Consider the following 20,047-nt stretch of genomic DNA (forward strand, 5'->3'; position numbering starts at 1 on the left):
GCCATCTTCCAGGCTGGAACACACCCCTTCATCGCGGCAGATTACCGCCGCTCGATCAACTGCCGCCCCATCGCCTTCGCATACTGATCGCATGCGCTGCGCGCAACACGAGACGCCGCCAGCACGCCGACGTCGGCGTCGTCGCGGTAGTACATGGCAATGTCGATCGGCGGCGGCAACGGACGCACCTGTAGTTGCCCCAGTTCGCCGCTGGCCAGGAAAGGCTCGACAAACAGAGCCGGCACCGCCGCGATTCCATAGCCGTCGCGCAACAGTTTCACGATCACCGCGACCGACGGCATGCAGGTCACCTGCGTATCCGCTGCCGGCACGCCGGCCCGCTTCGCCAGCATCTCGACGATCGCATCCACGGCGATTTGCGGCGCGGTGCCCCGGCCGAATGTCAGCACGGGTTTCTGCAAGATCGTCTGCACATGTTTCGCGCGGCTCGCCGGAATCAGATCGTTGCGCGCGATCCAGCGCACGGGATAGCTCGCCAGCAAGGTCGAGACAATCGACGCTTCCTGCACGCCGGTTTCCTCCACCTGAATGACGAGATCCAGTTCGCCGGCGCGCAAGCGGGGGCCAAGCACGGCACTCGTGTCGACGCTCAGGTCTACGACGATGCGGTTGTACTCGACATTCAGCATCCGGATGTAGTCCGGCAGCCAGCTATGCACCACTGTTTCGACCACGCCGAGCCGCAGCCGCTTCGTCACCTGGGTTTCGTCCTGCGCGGCCAGTTGCAGCGAACGGGTGGCCTGCACGACCGAGCGCGCATGCGCGAGCAACCGCTCGCCATGCGCCGTGAGTTGAAACTCCGCGGCGTCGCGTTCGATCAGCTCCACGCCCAACTCGGCTTCAAGCGTTTTGATACGCAGCGAAATTGCAGCGGGCGTCGCATGCATTGCAGCCGCGGTCGCGCGAAAGCTGCCCAGACGGGCGAGCGTCAAAAACGTTTCGACAAAGCGCGTATTCATTGCATTAGCTCTCCCAACAGCGATCAGATGCACGCGATCATCGCGGCTGAATCCTGCTTGTGCTGTTAAGTTTAATTTAACAAAACACAAGAATAACTCGCTGGATGGATATTTTTGGCGTTACTAATCTGGGTTCCATGAATCACCCGGACCTAGCTGGAGTCGAGCCTTTCATGTCCTACACGCCTTCCGAGTTTCGTCAACAGATTCGCAATCGCCGCCTGTCCGGCCCGACTGCGGGCTACTGTGGCGACTATGCACAAGCCAACCTCGCCATCCTGCCCAGGCAATACGCCGACGATTTCCTGCGCTTCTGCACGCTCAATCCAAAGGCCTGCCCGTTGCTTGGCATCGGTGAACCGGGCCAATGGCGCGTACCGTCGCTCGGCGCCGATCTCGACATACGCAACGACGTCCCCGCGTTTTACGTATATCGCCACGGCGAGCGCACCGAGGAAGTGCATAGCCTCGACGAGCTATGGCGCGACGACCTGGTGGTGTTCGCGATCGGCTGTTCGTTTTCGTTCGAGGAAATGCTGCGGCGCGAAGGCATTCCGCTGCGCCATATCGAACAGCAGGTGAATGTGCCGATGTATCGAACCCGCGAGCGCAACGTGGCCGCAGGCGTGTTCGGCGGCAACCGCGTGGTCTCGATGCGGCCGATGAAAGCCGCCGACGCGATCCGCGCCATTCAGATCACCAGCCGTTTTCCCGCGGTACATGGCGCGCCGGTGCATATCGGCGATCCTTCGCTGCTCGGTATTCATGACATCGCGCGACCCGATTTCGGCGATGCAGTCGAAGTGCGCAGCGACGAGTTACCCGTGTTCTGGGCCTGTGGCGTCACGCCGCAAGCCGCAATAGAAAGCGCGCGTTTGCCGTTTGCGATCGCGCACAAACCGGGACACATGCTCGTCACCGACATTCCCAACACCACGCTGGCGGTACTTTAACCGCGGCCTCATTCGACCCAACCACGAGCCGCGCGGCAAGACGCGGCCACCGACCACGACCGGAGCCCTTGCATGAAAACCGAAGTGCAATTGACCGCAGACGCCGAACGCTACGACGTGCCCGGCACAGGGAAAGGACCGTTCGCATGGTATCGGCAGATTTCCACCGGCGAAAAGCGTGCGTTCTGGAGCTGCAAGATCGGCTACGTGCTCGACGCCATGGACACGCAATTCCTGAGCTTCGTGATTCCGACGCTGATTGCGACATGGGGCATCACACGCGGCGATGCTGGTCTCATCGGAACGGTCACGCTGTTGAGTTCCGCCGTCGGCGGCTGGGGGGCCGGCGTGCTGTCCGATCGCATCGGCCGGGTGAAAACCCTGCAGATCACGATTCTCTGGTTCGCGGTGTTCACGCTGGCGTGCGCGTTGGCGCAAAACTTTTCGCAGTTGCTGTGGGCGCGCGGATTGATGGGGCTCGGCTTCGGCGGCGAGTGGACGGCGGGCGCGGTACTGATCGGCGAAGTAATCCGTCCGCGTGACCGTGGCAAGGCGGTCGGCCTGGTGCAGGCAGGCTGGGCGATCGGCTGGGGCGTGTCCACGCTGCTGTTTATGGTGGTGTTTTCATGGATACCGGCCGAATACGCGTGGCGCGCGCTGTTCGCGATCGGTATTGCACCGGCGCCGTTCGTGATCTGGATCCGCCGCTTCGTCGACGAGCCGGAGGTGCATCGGCAGCAGAAAGAAGCGCAAGCCGCCGCACGAACGCGCCCTTCGCTGATCGACATCTTCCGCGGCGATATCGTCTGGACGACATTGCGCGCATCCATTCTCGCAACCGGCGTGCAAGGCGGCTACTACGCGGTCACCACATGGCTGCCGACGTATCTGAAAACCGAGCGGCATCTGAGCGTAATCGGCACCGGCAGCTATCTGGGCGTGGTCATCGTCGGTTCGTACTGCGGCTATCTGACGGGGGCTTATGTCAGCGACAAAATCGGCCGCAAGCGTGCGTTCATCGCATTCGCGCTGGCCTCGTGTGCGATCGCGCTGATCTATACGCAACTGCCGCTCGACAACCTCACCATGCTCGCGCTCGGCTTCCCGCTCGGCTTCTGCGCGTCCGGTATTTTTTCGGGCATGGGCGCGTTCCTCACCGAACTGTTCCCAACCCGGATTCGCGGCTCCGGTCAGGGGTTCTGCTACAACTTCGGGCGGGCGGTCGGCGCAACGTTTCCTTTCCTGATCGGCTACGTCTCACAGACCATGCCGCTCGGACATGCGATCGGCGTATTCGCCGCCGCGGCATATGGCGTCGTGATTCTCGCCGCGCTGACGTTGCCGGAAACCAAAGGACGTGAACTCGACGCCTCCTGAGACAGGCCGCTGAACATTCCTGCTATAGCGCCTGCTCCGGCGCGCGTCCGATCACGTGCGAATCGGACGCCGTGGCGCCGCCCGGCCTCCGCTCACGCTCGCGGCCGGGGGTTGCGACCGCGCCGGTGCCACCGGGACGCCGCGTCGATTTTGCGTGCCGCTCGATCAATCGTTGCAGCAGACAAAACGCGCATAGCAACGCGCCGATCACGATGCGGGTCCACCACGAACTAAGGGTGCCGTCGAAGGTAATCAGAGTCTGGATCGTGCCCAGAATCCCGACGCCGAACAGCGAGCCGATTACATAGCCGACCCCACCCGTCAACAAGGTGCCGCCGATCACCGTCGCCGCGATCGCATCGAGTTCCATGCCCTGGCCTTGCAGCCCATAGCCCGACAGCACATAGAACGTGAATACCGCGCCGCCGAGCGCCGAGCAGAACCCGCTCAGCGCATACACGCCGATCCGCGTACGCGCGACCGGCAAGCCCATCAGCAATGCCGAGCGCGGATTGCCGCCCACCGCATACACGTTGCGGCCAAAGCGCGTGAAATGCGCGACATAGATCGCAGCGGCCAGCGTGACAAGGGCGATCAACACATTGGCTGAAACCGAACCGACACCGATATTGAGGCGAAACGCGGAGATTTTCTGGAATGTCGGATCGTTGATGGTGATCGACTGCGTCGTGATCAGGAAGCACAAACCACGCGCGAAGAACATGCCGGCCAACGTGACAATGAACGCCTGCAAGCGGAAGAAGTGAATGAGTGCGCCCTGCACCGCGCCGAACACCGTGCCCATCAGCAGCACGATCGGCACGATCAGCCAGACCGGCAGATGCATGTGTTCGGACAGCACCGCTTCGACGATGGTGGTCAACGCCACCACCGAGCCCACCGACAGATCGATCCCGCCGGACACGATCACAAACGTCATGCCGATTGCGACAATCAGCAGGAAGGCGTTGTCGACCAGCAGGTCGAGCAGCACCTGCCACGAGAAAAAACCGGTGTACATCACGGAGCCGAAACCGAACAGCGCGCAGAACAGCAGAATGGTCACGGCGATCGGCAGCGTGCGCGGATCGACAATATGAGCCCAGACGTCGAAGAGTCGTTTCATCATCGCGCCACCCCGCGCTGCGTGAAGAGCGACATGGCGAGCGCGCGCGCCGAGGGCGACTGGATCACACTCACCGCGAGCACCACGGCCGCCTTGACGACGAGCGTCGCCTCCGGCGGCACGCCGATCGAGTAGGTCGTATAAGTGAGCGTCTGGATAATCAGTGCGCCCAGCACCGTGCCCGTCAAACTGAAGCGGCCGCCAAGCAGCGAGGTGCCGCCGAGCGTCACCGCCAGAATTGCGTCGAGTTCGAGCAGCAGGCCTGCGTTATTGCCATCGGCGCTGCGCACGTTCGAACTGATGAGGATGCCCGCCATCGCGGCGGTCAATCCCGAGAAACCGTACACCGCGAATACCAGCGCTTTCGAGCGCAAACCGACGAGGCGCGTCGCCACCGGATTGACGCCGATCGCGCGAATGAAAAGCCCGAGTGCCGTGCCTTCAACGAGCGCCGCGGTGGCCAGCACAGCCGCGCTTGCGATCCACACCGAGCACGGCACCCCAAGCCAGTACCCGCCGCCGACCAGCAGATAGCCGGGTGCGCCGATCGGTATGATCTGCCCCGCCGTCAGCAACTGTGCGATGCCGCGGCCGGCAACCATCAGGATCAGCGTGGCGATGATCGGCTGCATGCCGACGAACGACACCAGCAGTCCGTTCCACATGCCGCTCAACACGCCGACGATCAGCGCCGCGATTAACGCTTGCGCGATCAATCCGGCACTCGGCTCGGGCTGTGTCGCGAGTATCGTGGCCGCGGCGGCGCCGGCAATCGCCACGACTGCGCCGACTGAAATATCGATGCCACGCGTGGCGATCACGAGCGTCATGCCGGTAGCGACCAGCACCAGCGGCGCCGCGCGATTCAGGACGTCGATCGGGGCGCCGAACAGGTGGCCGTCGAGCATCCGCAGCGACAGAAAATGCGGATTCACCCACAGATTCAGCGCGCACAACAGCACCAGCGTGACGCAAGGCCAGATCAACGGCCGCTCCGCACCGTCGCGCACGAACCAGTTCGATAGCTTCATTCGCCGCTCCCCGCGATGAGTCGATAGATGTTGTCTTCGTTCGACGCCTTGCCGGCCACTTCGGCGATCTTGCGGCGGTCGCGCAGCACCGCCACACGATGGCTTACGCGCAGCACCTCGCTGATCTCCGATGAAATGAACAGGATGCTCAGACCGTTCGCGCATAGCGCCAGCAAGCGGTCCATGATGTCGAACTTCGCGGCGACGTCGATGCCGCGGGTAGGCTCGTCGAGAATCAGCAGCTTGGGATCGGTAGCCAGCCAGCGCGCAAGCAATGCTTTCTGCTGGTTGCCGCCGGAGAGCAGCCCGATCGGCTGTTCGGCATCCGTTGCCTTGATGCCGAGACGCTCGATCCACATGTCGGCGATTTCATGGGCGCGCTGCCGTTTGATCTTGCGCCACCAGCCGCGTCGCGCCTGCAACGCCAGCAGAATGTTCTCGCGGATCGACAGTTCGGCGACGATGCCCTCTTTCTTGCGGTCTTCCGCGCAGTAGCCGATGCCGTGCCGCACGGCGTCGTGGGGCGAACGCAGCCGCACCGGCCGGCCTTCGATCAGAATCGTGCCGCTGTCGGCGCGGTCCGCCCCGAACAATAGCCGCGCGGTCTCCGTGCGGCCCGAACCGAGCAGGCCGGCCAGCCCCAGGATCTGGCCCGGCTGCACGTCGAGGTCGAGCGGCTGCAAGGTGCCGCGCCGTCCGACGCCGCGCAGTTCGACGAATGGCTGAACCGCTGCCTTGCCCTGCGGCCCTTCCCCTTCATGGGCAGCATGCCCGACCTGCGCCGCTTCGCGCAGGCGCGCGCTCATGCGCTCGTGACCGACCATCTTCGCGACCAGTTGGTCGGCCGGCAGGTCGCGCGCCAGATATTCGCCTTCGCGTTCGCCGTTGCGCATCACCGTGATGCGATCGGAGATGGCATAGGTCTGCTCGATAAAATGCGTGACAAACAGGATGGCGATTCCCGATTGCTTGAGATGCCGAAGTATTTTGAAAAGCTGCGTGACTTCGCCGTCGTCGAGACTGGAGGTCGGCTCGTCGAGGATCAGCACGCGTGCATCGACCGATAGCGCTCTGGCGATCGCCACCATCTGCTGCACGGCGATCGGATAAGCATCCAGCGACCGGGTGACGTCGAGCGTGACGTCAAGACGTGCCAGCGCGGCCTGCGCACGGCGCTTGATGTCGGGCCAGTCGATCGCGCCGAACCGCTTCGGCTGCCGGCCCGCAAAGATGTTCTCCGCCACCGAGAGGTTCGGACACAGGTTCACTTCCTGGTACAGCGTGCGCACACCGGCCGCCTCGGCCTCCTGCGGCGAAGCAAACGCCACGATTTCGCCACCGAGGCGGATCGTGCCCGCATCAGGCGCAAGTACGCCGGTCAGGACGTTGATCAGGGTGGATTTGCCGGCGCCGTTCTGCCCCATCAACGTATGGATCTCGCCGGGAAACAGGCGAAAATCGACTCGCTGCAGCGCTTTCACGCCCGGGAAAGTCTTGCTGACACCAGCCGTGGCAAGAATCGGCTCGAGTGCATGCGAGGCCGCGCCTGCGCGAACGTCCTCTGTGATGGCCTGGGTGGCCGGCGGATTGGGTTCCGATGCGGGATGCGTCATAGACCTCGCTCGATGGGCGTTGCATTGGCCGGGTGGGCTCAGGCAGATCAAATCGGGCACAAGCTGATTCGGCGGAAAAGAGACCGCCCGATGCCAAAGCAGCCGGGCGGTCAGGCACCGCTGGAGAAACCCTGATGATCTGTCTTCAGTTCGCTTTTTATCCTGCGCCTATCGTATGGATAGCTAACCAGTTAGCCGCCATACCCTGCCCCATACCGTTCGTCTCAGTACTTGCGCGTCGGCAAAGTCTGCGCCGCGACGCTCATCGGGAAGACCGTCTCCTGCGTCAGGATCCGCTTGGGCAGTGGCTTGCCGGCCACCACGTCCTTGACCGCTGACATCAGTTGCGGGCCCAGCAACGGGCTGCATTCCACATCGACGTTCATCTTGCCCGCGGCCATCGCCTGGAAGCCGCCCTTGGTCGCATCGAATGAAACGACGGTGATGTCCTTGCCCGGATGCATACCGGCCTCTTCCATCGCCTGGATCGCGCCGAGCGCCATATCGTCGTTATGCGCATAAACTACATTTATTTTATTTCCATAAGTTTTTATAAATGCTTCCATCACCTGCTTGCCGCCAGCAAGCGTGAAGTCGCCGCTTTGCGATGCGATGATCTTAAATTTGGGATCGCTCTTGATCACTTCGATCAAGCCGGCATGCCGGTCGTTCGCGGGGGCTGAGCCAACCGTTCCTTGCAATTCGGCGATGTTGATCGGACCTTGATCATTTTTATAGTGATCCTCGAGCCAATGACCGCCACGCCGTCCTTCTTCGAGGAAGTCCGAGCCGATCATCGTCACGTACAACGACGTGTCCTTCACGTCGATGTTGCGGTCGGTCAGGATCACCGGAATATTTGCGGCTTTAGCTTCGCGTAGCACCGGTTCCCAGCCCGATTCGACGACGGGCGAAAACGCGATCACGTCGACTTTCTGCGCAATGTAGGAGCGGATCGCCTTGATCTGGTTTTCCTGCTTTTGCTGAGCGTCGGAGAACTTGAGCTTGATCTTCGCGTCCGCCGCCGCGGACTTCACCGACTCGGTGTTGGCGGTTCGCCATGCGCTTTCGGCGCCGACCTGCGCGAAACCGAGCGTGATCTGTTTGTCCTGCGCGTAAGCGCCCGGTGTTGCCAGCGCCAGCGCGCCGATGCTCGAGCAAAGCGCGAGCGCGCCCAACGCACGACATGCGGCGCGTCGTGTATTCGCCATGACTGTCTCCTGTTCGTTGTTGTGTCAGCGATCCATACCGAACCCGCCCAGCGTTTGCGGCCCTCAGGGTGCGTGGATCGTGATGTAGCGTAGTGTCTGGGGCGTTAACCGTCCAATCATATGATTCGCGTCGGCGATACCAATTTCGGTATGGCGGGCGGGTTCAGCTATGACGTGGGCGGGACAGTTCCGCGGAGGTGGCGCTCGCTCGGACCGGGACGGGGACGTGGGCGATGCTCTTTTATGCGTTTAAGTGCCGACCTCAGAGTCTCCGGCGAGTGGCCAGTGCCGAGTGGGCACCGGGTTGAACAACCGACGGCTGGCCCTCGAGCTAGCGCGTTGCTCCAAGCGGCGTCACCCAGCGAAACGTCAGATTGATTCGCTCGCCGGCCACGCGCGGCTCCTTCGGCACACGATGCCGCCAATCGGCCTGCGTGTCGCCTTTCATTACCAGCAAGCTACCGCCCTTCAGCGAGAACGACTGCACGACGCCGGTCCTGTTGTGCCGCAAATCGAAGGTGCGTGCCACGCCCAGGCTGATCGACGCAATCACCGGCTGGACGCCGAGTTCCGGCTCGCGGTCCGCGTGCCACCCCATGCTGTCGGTACCAGTGCGATAACGGTTGATCAGCACACTGTTAAAGCGCGCCTGGCAACTCGCCTGCGCCGCGCTCCTCAGTTCGGCGACGGTCGGAGTCCACGGTTGCGGTACGTTGCGAATTCCAGAGTAGACGTAGACCGCGTCCGGCTCGCCCTGCCAGGCAGTCAGCCGCGGCAGCGGCACACGGCCGGCCGGCGTGCCCATCATGTCCTGACGCCATTCCACCTCGCCGATGAGTTGGGTTAGCGCGTGCGCTGCGGCCTCGGGCGTGAGCCACTCAGGAAACCAGTCCACGTCGGGCGCGGGGAAGTCATCGAAAAGGTCCGCCATAAGATTGCCTGAATGCGATTGCGCACGCGATTCGTGCGCGAGTAAGAACCCCGGCTATTATGGCGGCAACGACGACGACACTCACGCCCGCGGCTTGCGCTGTCATTCGCCACGATCATCCATTTCTCTCATTCTTTTACTTCAACGGACTTTTATCATGGTTCTTTCCGATCAGGCTCTCGATCAACTCTTTCGCGAAGCGCGCACGCATAACGGCTGGCAGGCCAAACCGGTCGAGGATGCCGTGCTCAGGCAACTCACCGAGCTCGTATTGCTCGGGCCGACCTCGGCCAATTCGAGCCCCGGCCGCTTCGTCTACGTGAAAACGCCCGAAGGCAAGGAGAAGCTGCGTCCGGCCTTGTCGCCGGGCAATCTCGAGAAGACGATGGCAGCGCCGGTCACGGTGATCGTCGGGATGGATATGGCGTTTTACGAGCATCTGCCGAAACTGTTTCCGCATGCCGACGCACGCAGCTGGTTCGCAGGCAACGATAAGGCGATCGCGGATACGGCCTTTCGGAATTCGACGCTGCAAGGCGGCTATCTGATTCTCGCCGCCCGCGCGCTCGGTCTGGACACGGGCGCGATGTCGGGATTCGACGCCGCCAAGGTCGACGAGGCCTTCTTCTCCGGCACGACCGTCAAGTCGAACTTCCTGATCAATCTGGGCTACGGCGACCCGTCGAAGCTGTTCCCGCGCAGCCCGCGCTTCTCCTTCGACGAAGCCGCCCGGATCGTCTGACAGGCGGTTAGCCGCCGACGCCGACGCCGACGCCGACGCCGACGCCGATGCTAACCGGCCGCCGGTGCATTTATCCGAAAAGCGCCACGTAGAACACCACCGCGCCGATCACGGCGCCGACAAAGCAGAAGCCTTCGTCGGCGTCGTCGCCACTGGAGCGCAACCACGCGCCGACGACGCCGAACAGCCCCGCGATGCCGAGCGCAACGCATACCATCACGATGTCGAATAACGCGCTTTTGCCCAATTCGGAGAAGTCGATGCCGCGCACGCCGAAGTACAAGGCGAGCGCCATCAGGCATATACCCACCAGCGGCAGCATGACGTGACTGCCCTCTCGTCCGACGTGATGCCCATGAAGTACGTGGCGTACGTGACTACCTGATCCAAGCAGTTTCATGATGCGCCCTCCTGCCTCGCCCTCAACTGAGAACCCAACAAACCGCCCCTTGGCCGCGATGGCCTGAAGCTGCCGCTTCTACAAGCTGCTTCTACAAGCTGCTTCTACAAGCTGCTTCTACAAGCTGCTTCTATTGAGAATACTCCACGCGACAGGCAATTCAAAGCCCATTTAATTAGAGTGTCCGGAGTGTTTCGCCGATCCAGCCGGCCCGGATGCGGCAAGCGGAATTGCTGCAATGCGATATCCGTTGCTTCGTCCGGCACGGACCTGCTCGGCCGCGGCTGGAGGCAATTCTGGCGCCGTCGGCAAGGGGAGGCACATCTCGGTAGAATGATCCGGCTCGTCCGCCATTTCATGATCGCGCCTGGCGAGCCGCTGCCGCTGCTCCGCGCGTCGGCCCCTTCCCGCCTCTATCCTCTCTATGCGCCGCTCATCGTTTCTTGTTCGTATCATCCTGATTGGCATCCTGCTGCATATCTACGTCGGCCTTCGTCTGATTCCCGACATGCCAGTGAGTGCTGTCGGCCGATGGCTGTGCGCGCTGTGGCTGGTGCTGTCGATCTTTCTGATACCGCTCGGCATGCTGGCGCGCACCATCAAACAGCAGCCGCTCAGCGACCGTCTCGCGTGGATTGGCTTGCTAGCGATGGGCTTCTTCTCGTCGCTACTGGTGCTGACTTTCGTGCGCGACCTGGCGCTCGCCTCGCTGCTCACCGTCGATGCAATCTGGCCGAACTCGTTGGCGATCGCGCACTGGCGCGTCGGCTCGGCGGCGGCGGTACCGTTGCTTGCATTGCTGTCAACACTCGTCGGCCTGTTCAATGCACGGCGCCGCGCGCGAGTGGTGACGATCGAGGTGCCGATCGACGATTTACCGGCAGCACTCGACGGTTTCACAATCGTCCAGATCAGCGATATCCATGTCGGCCCGACCATTAAAGGCCGCTATGTGGATGCGATCGTCGACGCGGTGAATCGCCTGAAGCCGGATCTGATTGCCGTCACAGGCGACGTGGTAGACGGCAGCGTGCCGCAACTGACGAAACACACGCAGCCTCTGTCGCGACTCAGCGCGCGTCACGGCGCGTTTCTCGTGACCGGCAACCACGAGTATTACGCTGGCGCGAACGCCTGGATCGACGAATTCCGGCGCCTGGGGCTAAACGTTCTGCTTAACGAGCATGTGATCGTGGAACACGACGGTGCGCGGGCCGTGATTGCCGGGGTGACGGATTACTCGGCGGGTCATCATGACCCGTTGCATCGCAGCGACCCGGTTGCGGCCCTCGCCGGCGCGCCAGGCGACGTGCTGATCAAAGTACTGCTTGCGCACCAGCCGCGCTCCGCGGAAGCAGCCGCGGCAGCAGGCTTTACGCTGCAACTGTCCGGCCATACGCACGGCGGCCAGTTCTTCCCGTGGAACTTCTTTGTGCGTTTTCAGCAGCCGTTCACAGCCGGTCTCGCGCGACTGAATGGCCTGTGGGTTTACACGAGTCGCGGCACCGGCTACTGGGGGCCGCCGAAGCGCCTGGGGGCACCCTCGGAGATTACGCGGTTGCGCCTCGTGCCTGGCGAGCCCGACTGAAGCGTCGGACCACCCACCCAACGTTCCCGCGCCGAAGTCATACCGGATTACGCGGCACAAAAAAGCGCGGACGTCTGCAAAGACCGTCCGCGCTCCAGCGCTAATGCGCCCCTCAGTTAATGCCAGTTACTGCGCGGGCGCCACGGCCACGCTAACCTGCGGTGCATACGCCACCAACACTTGCATGCCCGGCGTCACGCCAGCGAGCTTTGCCGGCTCGCGCCCCTGAATATGAAACACCTCGCCATTCGGGCTCTTTAGCGCCATGATGCCGGTGGCGTGATCGATGGCCTGAACTTCAGCGCTTACGTTCTGGGCTGTGTTCTGCGGCGCCGGTTGAGCAGCCGAACCATGGCCGTCGGCACCATGTGTAACGCTGACCGTGGCGTTTCGCATCATACGGATATGGATCTTGCCGCCCTGCTTGATCTGCGCCAGATTGCTCGTATCGGTAATGGTGAACGACGCTTCGGCGCCCTGCGCGTCGAGCACGGTCACCGAATGTTTAGCCTGGTCAACCGACTTAACCACACCATCTGCCTGCAGCGTACTGCTGCCTTCAAACGGCGCGGGCAACCCGGCGGCAAACGACACGAGCGGAGCAGCGGCAATCAATGCACCGGCAATGATGCCAAGAGCTTTATCTTTCATACATTCCTCAATTGGGTAAACAGCGAACAGGGGCGACGTTGTGCGGATCGAATACGTCTGGCATGACACCAGGGCGACCGAAAGATGTCTGGGCAAAACCGAGAGAAGTGAAACGCGGATTGGGCACCACAACCGCACGACATGTTTCGAAGTGTGCAAACAGTGTGTTTTCCGGGATGGACACCGTCAACATTCGGAGTCCGTATTTATGCAAGGAAAATTCTGCGCTTGCCGTGGAAGAGTCCGCGGACACCCGACAACTTATTGCGCCGCCCCGCCTCATCCCAGCTTGACTTAACTTTGCAGAGCTGCCTAAAATTCGGCCAGTTCATTTAACCGGAATCACGATCTTGGACAGTAGCAGTAGGACCAGTCGAGCTTCGATTCGCCCGATCGCCTGATCGGCAAGATTTCCGCGCCAGCCTTTATCTGTCGCCGTCTTGCCTTCGGGCCGACGGTGCACGTCGTATATTCCCTCGCACTGCCAGTGAAGCGCCGCACGGCTCAATGCCCGGCCGACGCTCCATGATTTTCTAGCGCGCCAGTGTTGGCCCGCTGGCCTCGTCACGCCTAACCGTAGCCGCGTGTTTACGTGCTGTTGTCACGCGTAAGATTCACACTGTGCGAACAACGCATCTCAACCTTTCTTATCGATGACAATTGAATTCGTCCTGCGGCTCCTTGCCGCCTTCAGCTGCGGCGTTGCGATCGGCCTCGAACGGCAGATGCGCCAGCGCAACGCCGGCCTGCGCACCATCACGCTGGTGGCGAGCGGCGCGTGCCTGTTCGTCACGCTGGGCGTGCTGACGGGCAACGGGACCGCCGGCATCACACAGATTGCCGCGTATGTGGTATCGGGCGTCGGCTTTCTTGGCGGCGGTGTAATCATGCGCGACAAGGGTTCCATTCAGGGGATCAACACGGCCGCCACACTATGGTGTTCGGCGGCGGTCGGCGTATTGTGCGGTGCGGGGCATTACGGTCCGGCGCTCGCCGGCACCGCAGTCGTGCTGTTGACCAATACCGTGCTGCGTGAAGTCAGCCGTGCCATCAACGCGGCGCCCGTTTCGGACGCCGATCTCGTGCGCGAGTATGTGCTGACGATCGTTTGCCAGGAGGCCGACGAGATTCACATTCGTACCGCGGTATCCAACTCGATGTATTCGTCGCCGCTGTCCTTCCAGAGCCTGACGAGCGAAGACATCGAAGACGAGTCGGGACGCATTCGCGTTACGGCAACCTTGAAGCTGCATCCGAAAGATCAATCGAAGCTCGAACAGATGGCGAGCCGCATCAGCATGGAAAAGAGCGTATCGAGCGTCAGCTGGATCGCGAAAGAAGCGGAACCGACGCCGGAGTGAGTCGCCACGTGTAAGCTCCCCATATTCGCGCGCATCGTCTACACTTAGTTTGCAATAGATTTAGACAATGTTAATTCCGCGTCCTGAATATGGACTGTCCCATAACCTTCGACTAAGCTCTGTCACCGTGAATTTTTCACACTCAACCATGGAGTCTCGATTATGGAACACGGCATCATTGCATGGCTCATCATCGGCGCAATCGCCGGCTGGCTGGCTGGCGTGCTCGTCAAGGGCGGCGGCTTCGGCCTGATCGTCGACATCATCGTCGGGATTGTCGGCGCATTCATCGGCGGCTGGCTTGCCGGTGTGCTGCACATTTCACTCGGCGGCGGCTGGATCGGTTCGATCATTACCGCTGTGATTGGCGCCGTCATTCTGCTGTTTCTTATCCGGCTTGTCCGGCGCGGCACCTGAGCGTAGCACCTGATGTCTTACGGCGTCGGGGGCGAATGCCACCTGACGCCGGCTTCACTTATTTAGAGCACTGCCTCCACTGCCGGCAGCATCGAGCCGGTGTCACGAAGCCGCGTATGCCAGGCGAAAGCCTGATCCAACTGATGCGGTGTTTGCCCACCCCATTGCAAGGCGTCCCGATAGTAGTCGCGCAGCAGATCGCGATAGAGCGGATGCGCACAGTTCTCGATGATCAGCGTAGCGCGTTCGCGCGGCGCCAATCCGCGTAGGTCGGCCAAGCCCTGCTCCGTCACGACCACGTCTACATCGTGTTCGTTGTGATCGCAGTGCGGCACCATCGGCACGACACTCGAAATGCGCCCACCCTTCGCCATCGACTTCGTCGCAAAGATCGCGCACGACGCATTGCGCGCGAAATCTCCCGAGCCGCCAATGCCGTTCATCATGTGCGTGCCGCCGACGTGCGTGGAGTTCACATTGCCGTAGATGTCGAATTCCAACGCAGTATTCAATGCGATCAAACCGAGCCTGCGAATCACTTCAGGATGGTTGCTGACCTCTTGCGGACGCAGCACCAGACGATCGCGATAGCGCTCGAGTTCACCGAACACCTGCGCCTGGCGCGCGGCCGACAGCGTAATCGACGCCCCGGAGGCGAACGTCACCTTGCCGGCGTCCATCAGGTCGAAGGTCGAATCCTGCAGAACTTCCGAGTAAATTTCGAAGGCGTCGAAGGGCGAATCGACAAAACCGGCCAGTACCGCATTGGCAATCGTGCCGATACCTGCCTGCAAAGGCGGCAAGTGCCGGGCCATGCGTCCACGCGCCACCTCGTGCTCGAAAAACTCAATCAGATGGCCGGCAATCAACTCGGTCTCCACATCGGCGGGCAGCACGGTGGACGGGCTGTCCGCCTTGTCAGTGATCACGATTGCCGCGATTTTGTCTGCCGGGATCTCAATGGCCTGCGTGCCGACCCGGTCTTGTGGACGCACGATCGGCAACGGTTCGCGATTCGGCCTGCGGCCCGGAATCCAGATGTCGTGCAGCCCTTCGAGTGCGAGGGGCTGAGCAAGATTGATTTCGACGATCACCTTGTCGGCGAGAATCGCGAAGCTGGCTGAGTTGCCCACTGAAGTGGTCGGCACAATACCGCCAGTTTCGGTGATCGCGGCGGCTTCGATAATCGCAATATCGAGTTTGCCGAGCTGATTTGCGCGCAGCATCTCGACTGTTTCGGACAGGTGCTGATCGACGAACATCACTTCGCCACGATTAATCGCGTCGCGCAGGGTCTTGTCGACCTGAAACGGCAAGCGGCGCGCTAACACATGCGCCTCGGTAAGCATGCGATCTACGTCATGACCGAGCGATGCACCGGTCATCAACGTAATTTGCAGCGGCTTGCCTTCCTGACGGACCCGCTCGGCGAGCGCGACAGGGACCGCTTTGGCATCGCCCGCGCGCGTAAAACCGCTGGCGCCGACACGCATGCCATCCTGAATGAGCAGCGCCGCCTCAGCGGCCGACGTGATTTTTCCGCGCAGTGCGGAGCAACGAATACGGTCTTGATACATGAAACTGGGTCTCTCCATAGTCAACCGTCCAGTCTACCGGTGCGCACGTCTGCGGTATGCTTCGCCCAGTAGCCAGATTGCCGCACCGGCCGCGGCGTCTTGATGAGACGGCGTCGCGACCAGGCATTTCGTCGCATGCAGAACTTCCGCGACAGGTCCAGCAGGTACCGCAGGTGTTGCTCGTGACGTTGCCTAGCTGCCGAAGTAGATATTGCAGAAGCTCACAGGCCCAACGCACTCTTCCACTTTAGCCGCCGGTGCAACGGCGCGGCCTTGCGCGGCAACGCTGTTGGCGCGCGGCGCATTCGCTTGCGCAACCTGTTGGTCCGGAGCGGCCGGCGCCGTTTGCGCATGGGCCACAACAGCGGACAAAGAGCAGGCAATCAGGGCAATCTTCAACACATTCATTTCGTTCTCCAGTACTTACGGTTACCGCCAGTAGGAAGTCCCTTGTGGGGACTGCAAGGCAGTGGTGAAACTATATGACTGCCACCTACGCGGATAAACGGGGCTGGGCGGAAGTGATCTTTCCATCTGGCAGAAAGATCGAAGCCTGCGCCCGGCCCGGCGCACATGAGTACAGCGCTCAACGCGCATGAAACGGTGCATCTTTGTCGAGCAACGCGGTGCGGATGAAATGCAGACAACTCAGGATGCGCTGCAGGTCATGCCGCTTGTCGCGATCGGCATGAACGGTTTCCAGTACGTCCTGCGCGATCCATGTGGCCGAGCGCACGGAGACGAGCGACTGTGCGAGTGCAGGCGCATCAGGTCGCGCAAAGAGCCGTGCAAGGTCATCGCAAGTACGCTCGAGACTGTCACGCCAGCGCGGATGAAGTCCTTGCACATAGCTGGCATGCGCAGCTTCGTTACGCAGATCGATCACGGCATGCCCTACTTCGAGCGTGACGAGCATCCAGCGCAGCGCATCACGGCGGCGGCGCGAGCGGCGTGTCAGCAGCATGCGTAGCTGCGACGTCAGATCGTGCGTGCTCGACTGAAAACGTTGATTGAGTCCGGGCAATTCGTCCTTGCAAGCGGACACCACTTGCGTGCGCAAGTCACCCTTGATTCTCTCGGTGAGCCACGGCATATCCAGGGGAAACACCACGGCAAAAACGATCGCGGCAAGCAATAGCGACGCCGTGATCGCCATACCGTTATTGATCAGCAGATCGGGGGCATATGTGACGACGTTGTCCGGCCCGGCAAGCAGGCAGAAGAACACCGAAAAACCGATGCCGTAGCCTGCCGCGAGCTTACGCGACGCGATGAAGGCGCCGAGTGCCAGCACTGGCGCGAGCGTCGCACAAAGCAACGGAAAGCCGTCGATGCCGGGATACACGTAGCACGTGAAAAGGTAGCCCGTCATGGTCGCCAGCACAGCACCGACGGCCATCTGCACGGCCATTTTCGATGCGTTCGGCGCGCTCGACGTCAACGCACAGACCAGCGCCGCGCCGATCACTGCAAGACCGCCGCTCGGCCAGTCGGTGGCGATCCAGAACCAGCCGGCAATCGCCATGACCGCGGCCGATCTCGCAAAGGTAAACGCGACCACAAAGCCGTTGGTTTTGCTCACGTAGCGGCCGGCGGTGCGCTGCCCTGCTCCCGACTTGCGTCGCGCCAGCGACGCGTAAGTCTCGGAGTAACGGATCCATTCGTCGACGAACCGGTATAGCAATTCCGCGGCCGTATCGAAGTCCGCCAGCGATTCAGCGAGGCTGGCTTCCAGCGGCCGCCTCGTTTCGCGCACGCGCCTTGGCAAGCTCGCCTGAAAAAGCCGCATACGGGCTGCGATGCGTGACGCATCGACGTCCGCGTCCCGGGCGCGCGCCAGCAGTATCGATAGCTCGTGGAAATATGGCGTGATGGCGTCGACTATCCGGTTTGGGCCGCCAACGCGCAGACGTTTGAGCAACTGGTGCAGCGCGTGCAGCCGCGCGCATGCGTCCATGAACTCGCCGTTCAAACGGCCGAGATGCTGGCTGCGTGAGCGCATGGCAGGGTCTTCGAAGGCGGCAAAGGTTCGAGTCGCCTCGAAGCCGACGATCTCGTCGACGAGGTCCGCAAAGCGCCGTTCAAACTGGCCGCGCTCGATTCCACGACTCAGCACGTCCGCAGCGAACGCAGTAAAATTCGTGTATCGAATCTGGAGTGCGCGCCGCAATGCAAGGCTGGAGCGCTGCGGCACGATCAGCGCGCTTACCGCGCTCGAACACACAATGCCGACTGCCACCTCGGCAGCTCGCGTGAGCGCCGCCAGAAAGAGCTCGTGAGGCATGGTGACATTCGGAATGCCGATCAGAGCGGCGGTGTAACCTGCCAGCACAAAGCCGTACCATCTGAAATGCCGATACCGGACCGCCGCCGCGATACAGGCGCTCACCCAGCCGATCATGCCGAACATGTAGAGTTCAGGCTGCTGGACAAACAGCGCGCCGAGCACCAACGCGGCGATCGTTCCCACCGCGGTGCCGAGAATCCGATAGAAACTCTTGGCGAGCACCATGCCGCTAAACGGCTGCATCAGCACAAACACCGTCGTCATCGCGATCCGCGGCTGCTGGAGATCCAGCAGCATGGCAATGCCGAGCGCCAGCAGACCTGCGGTGACCGTTTTCAGCAGATGCAGCCAGATCAAACCGTCGCTATTCGCCCAGTCGCGAATGGCTGGACTGAGCGTTGGCAACATGGCGCTCCACTGGCGGCGGGAATCCGCCGCCGGCTTGATCGCATGTTGGCGTTTCATCAGAAAGCAACGCGTCCCGGTTTGTCACTGAAAGAGGCGCCGGTGAACGCTGCGTACACCGGCAGGCAAGGCGCCGATTGTAGGAGCATGTGCTGCGCGTATTAATAGGACAGGCGCGGAACCTCCCTTCCAGAACGAACAACAATGGGCTTGCAGGACAGGCGGACAATACGGCTTCTGCCGTGAAATAGAAGGATCGATGGATACGTTACAAAATATGCGAGTGTTCGTGCGCGTGGTCGAAGCCGGGAGTTTTACCGCCGCCGCGCAGTCACTCAATTCAACGACCGGGGCGATGTCCCGTGCCGTCTCGGAACTCGAAGCTCATCTGCGTACACGCCTGCTGAACCGGTCGACGCGGCGGCTCGCGCTCACCACAGCGGGCGAGCGTTACCTGAAGCGGTCTCAACAGATCCTTGCAGATGTCGATACGGCGGAAGAAGAAGCAAGTTGCGCACACGAACGCCCGAGCGGCGCGTTGCGCATGCACAGCTTTGCCAGCATCGGCCAGCATTATGTGTTGCCGGCCATCTCGCGCTATCGCGCGCTCTATCCCGAAGTGACCGTCGAGCTGACGTTATCGCAGCGCATGCCCGATCTGTTCGAAGGTAGCGCCGACGTCGCTGTGGTCGGCGCCTCGACGCTGCCGAATTCCGATCTCGTGTCACTCCCGCTGGGTACAACTTTCAGCATCCTGTGCGCATCGCCTGCTTACGTGCGCGCTCATGGCGCACCACAGCAGCCGGGTGACCTGGCGCATCACGAGTGCCTGATTTTGCACACGCCTGCATTTCCACCCCACGAATGGGTGCTCGACGGTCCCAACGGCAGCGAGACGATGGAAGTAAACGGACCCGTGCAGGTGAATATCGCGGAATCGCTGATCGTTGCGATTCACGAGGGAATGGGCATTGGTATGGTGCCCCTTTATGCAGCGATCACGGGCTTGCGTGACGGGACGTTAGTCCGCGTGTTGCCGGAATATACGCTGCAGAAGATGAACGTTTATGCGCTGTACCCGTCACGCAAGTTCATCGATGCGAAGACGCGGACGTGGGTTGAGTTCTTACGTGCGCATCTGCCGAAGGTAATTGCACGCGACGAGGCATTGCTTGCAGAAATCGGCCAGATGGATGCAGTTGATGGCGGAGTACCTGTGAGAACGGCCAGCATTGGGGATGGAGACGTCGCGGCGCACTGATGCAGATTTTCGGCTGAAAAGCTGCCGCGCCTGAGCAAGGCAGTAGCGGGGATAACGAAGTGGCGGACCATTTGTGATGGAGTTCATGGCCTGCCAGGATGGCTTCGTTTTCACGACGCGCCTCCCGGAATGGAGG

Annotated in this window: 18 protein-coding genes; 7 read left to right on the forward strand and 11 right to left on the reverse strand. The window is 61.7% G+C overall.

From position 1 onward, the window contains the following. Positions 1-41: 41 nt before the first annotated feature. On the reverse strand, positions 42-980 hold the full coding sequence (locus GH665_RS31565; RefSeq protein WP_153141070.1) for a LysR family transcriptional regulator: 939 nt from the start codon (positions 978-980) through the stop codon (positions 42-44). A 173-nt stretch (positions 981-1,153) separates the two neighbouring features. Between GH665_RS31565 and GH665_RS31570 the strand changes: the two genes are divergently transcribed. Both GH665_RS31570 and GH665_RS31575 read left to right on the forward strand, forming a co-directional pair. Continuing rightward, positions 1,154-1,933, forward strand: coding sequence for a putative hydro-lyase (locus GH665_RS31570; RefSeq protein ID WP_153141071.1), 780 nt, complete (start codon positions 1,154-1,156; stop codon positions 1,931-1,933). A 72-nt stretch (positions 1,934-2,005) separates the two neighbouring features. Further along, positions 2,006-3,310, forward strand: a complete 1,305-nt coding sequence (locus tag GH665_RS31575) for an MFS transporter (protein WP_153141072.1) — start codon at positions 2,006-2,008, stop codon at positions 3,308-3,310. Between the two features lie 22 nt (positions 3,311-3,332). On the opposite strand, the gene yjfF is transcribed toward GH665_RS31575, so the two are convergent. The 5 genes from yjfF to GH665_RS31600 all read right to left on the reverse strand — a co-directional run bounded on the left by yjfF (position 3,333) and on the right by GH665_RS31600 (position 9,222). Beyond that, positions 3,333-4,436, reverse strand: coding sequence for a galactofuranose ABC transporter, permease protein YjfF (yjfF, locus tag GH665_RS31580; RefSeq protein WP_153142389.1), 1,104 nt, complete (start codon positions 4,434-4,436; stop codon positions 3,333-3,335). After that, positions 4,436-5,467 (reverse strand): ABC transporter permease, encoded by a 1,032-nt coding sequence (locus GH665_RS31585; protein WP_153141073.1) that lies wholly within the window; start codon positions 5,465-5,467, stop codon positions 4,436-4,438. Before GH665_RS31585 ends, yjfF begins: the two co-directional genes overlap by 1 nt. Next, complete coding sequence (locus GH665_RS31590; protein ID WP_153141074.1) at positions 5,464-7,080, reverse strand: sugar ABC transporter ATP-binding protein; 1,617 nt, start codon at positions 7,078-7,080, stop codon at positions 5,464-5,466. The genes GH665_RS31585 and GH665_RS31590 overlap by 4 nt, the downstream gene beginning before the upstream one ends. 224 nt (positions 7,081-7,304) lie before the next feature. Beyond that, positions 7,305-8,291: an ABC transporter substrate-binding protein gene (locus tag GH665_RS31595; protein ID WP_030100885.1), complete on the reverse strand. Its 987-nt coding sequence runs from the start codon at positions 8,289-8,291 to the stop codon at positions 7,305-7,307. Positions 8,292-8,622: 331 nt separating this feature from the next. Beyond that, positions 8,623-9,222, reverse strand: coding sequence for an alpha-ketoglutarate-dependent dioxygenase AlkB family protein (locus GH665_RS31600; protein ID WP_153141075.1), 600 nt, complete (start codon positions 9,220-9,222; stop codon positions 8,623-8,625). Positions 9,223-9,379: 157 nt separating this feature from the next. Between GH665_RS31600 and GH665_RS31605 the strand changes: the two genes are divergently transcribed. Next, positions 9,380-9,964 carry a malonic semialdehyde reductase gene (locus tag GH665_RS31605; RefSeq protein WP_153141076.1) on the forward strand — a complete coding sequence of 195 codons (585 nt, stop codon included), beginning with the start codon at positions 9,380-9,382 and terminating at the stop codon, positions 9,962-9,964. 70 nt (positions 9,965-10,034) lie between these two features. Here the strand turns inward: GH665_RS31605 and GH665_RS31610 are convergent, their stop codons facing one another. Beyond that, positions 10,035-10,364, reverse strand: coding sequence for a hypothetical protein (locus GH665_RS31610; RefSeq protein WP_153141077.1), 330 nt, complete (start codon positions 10,362-10,364; stop codon positions 10,035-10,037). A 424-nt stretch (positions 10,365-10,788) separates the two neighbouring features. Here GH665_RS31610 and GH665_RS31615 point away from each other — a divergent pair, with 424 nt between their 5' ends. Further along, a complete protein-coding gene (locus tag GH665_RS31615) occupies positions 10,789-11,952 on the forward strand; it encodes a metallophosphoesterase (protein WP_153141078.1) in 1,164 nt (387 codons plus the stop codon). Positions 11,953-12,078: 126 nt separating this feature from the next. On the opposite strand, the gene GH665_RS31620 is transcribed toward GH665_RS31615, so the two are convergent. Next, positions 12,079-12,603, reverse strand: a complete 525-nt coding sequence (locus tag GH665_RS31620) for a hypothetical protein (RefSeq protein WP_153141079.1) — start codon at positions 12,601-12,603, stop codon at positions 12,079-12,081. A gap of 653 nt (positions 12,604-13,256) precedes the next feature. On the opposite strand from GH665_RS31620, the gene GH665_RS31625 reads away from it, so the two are divergent. After that, positions 13,257-13,964, forward strand: a complete 708-nt coding sequence (locus tag GH665_RS31625) for an MgtC/SapB family protein (RefSeq protein ID WP_153141080.1) — start codon at positions 13,257-13,259, stop codon at positions 13,962-13,964. Positions 13,965-14,126: 162 nt separating this feature from the next. Continuing rightward, the gene (locus GH665_RS31630; RefSeq protein ID WP_028197420.1) at positions 14,127-14,381 is read left to right on the forward strand and encodes a GlsB/YeaQ/YmgE family stress response membrane protein; all 255 of its coding nucleotides are present in this window, start codon (positions 14,127-14,129) and stop codon (positions 14,379-14,381) included. Between the two features lie 62 nt (positions 14,382-14,443). Here the strand turns inward: GH665_RS31630 and scpC are convergent, their stop codons facing one another. From scpC to GH665_RS31645, 3 genes are all read right to left on the reverse strand, one after another. After that, complete coding sequence (scpC, locus tag GH665_RS31635) at positions 14,444-15,958, reverse strand: succinyl-CoA:acetate CoA-transferase ScpC (RefSeq protein ID WP_153141081.1); 1,515 nt, start codon at positions 15,956-15,958, stop codon at positions 14,444-14,446. Between the two features lie 192 nt (positions 15,959-16,150). Further along, complete coding sequence (locus GH665_RS31640; RefSeq protein ID WP_153141082.1) at positions 16,151-16,366, reverse strand: hypothetical protein; 216 nt, start codon at positions 16,364-16,366, stop codon at positions 16,151-16,153. Between the two features lie 178 nt (positions 16,367-16,544). Then, positions 16,545-18,710, reverse strand: coding sequence for an FUSC family protein (locus GH665_RS31645; RefSeq protein WP_153141083.1), 2,166 nt, complete (start codon positions 18,708-18,710; stop codon positions 16,545-16,547). Positions 18,711-18,909: 199 nt separating this feature from the next. Between GH665_RS31645 and GH665_RS31650 the strand changes: the two genes are divergently transcribed. After that, positions 18,910-19,911, forward strand: coding sequence for a LysR family transcriptional regulator (locus tag GH665_RS31650; RefSeq protein WP_153141084.1), 1,002 nt, complete (start codon positions 18,910-18,912; stop codon positions 19,909-19,911). The last annotated feature ends 136 nt before the right edge of the window (positions 19,912-20,047 follow it).

The sequence above is a fragment of the Paraburkholderia agricolaris genome (assembly GCF_009455635.1).
In the GTDB taxonomy this organism is placed as follows: Bacteria; Pseudomonadota; Gammaproteobacteria; order Burkholderiales; family Burkholderiaceae; genus Paraburkholderia; species Paraburkholderia agricolaris.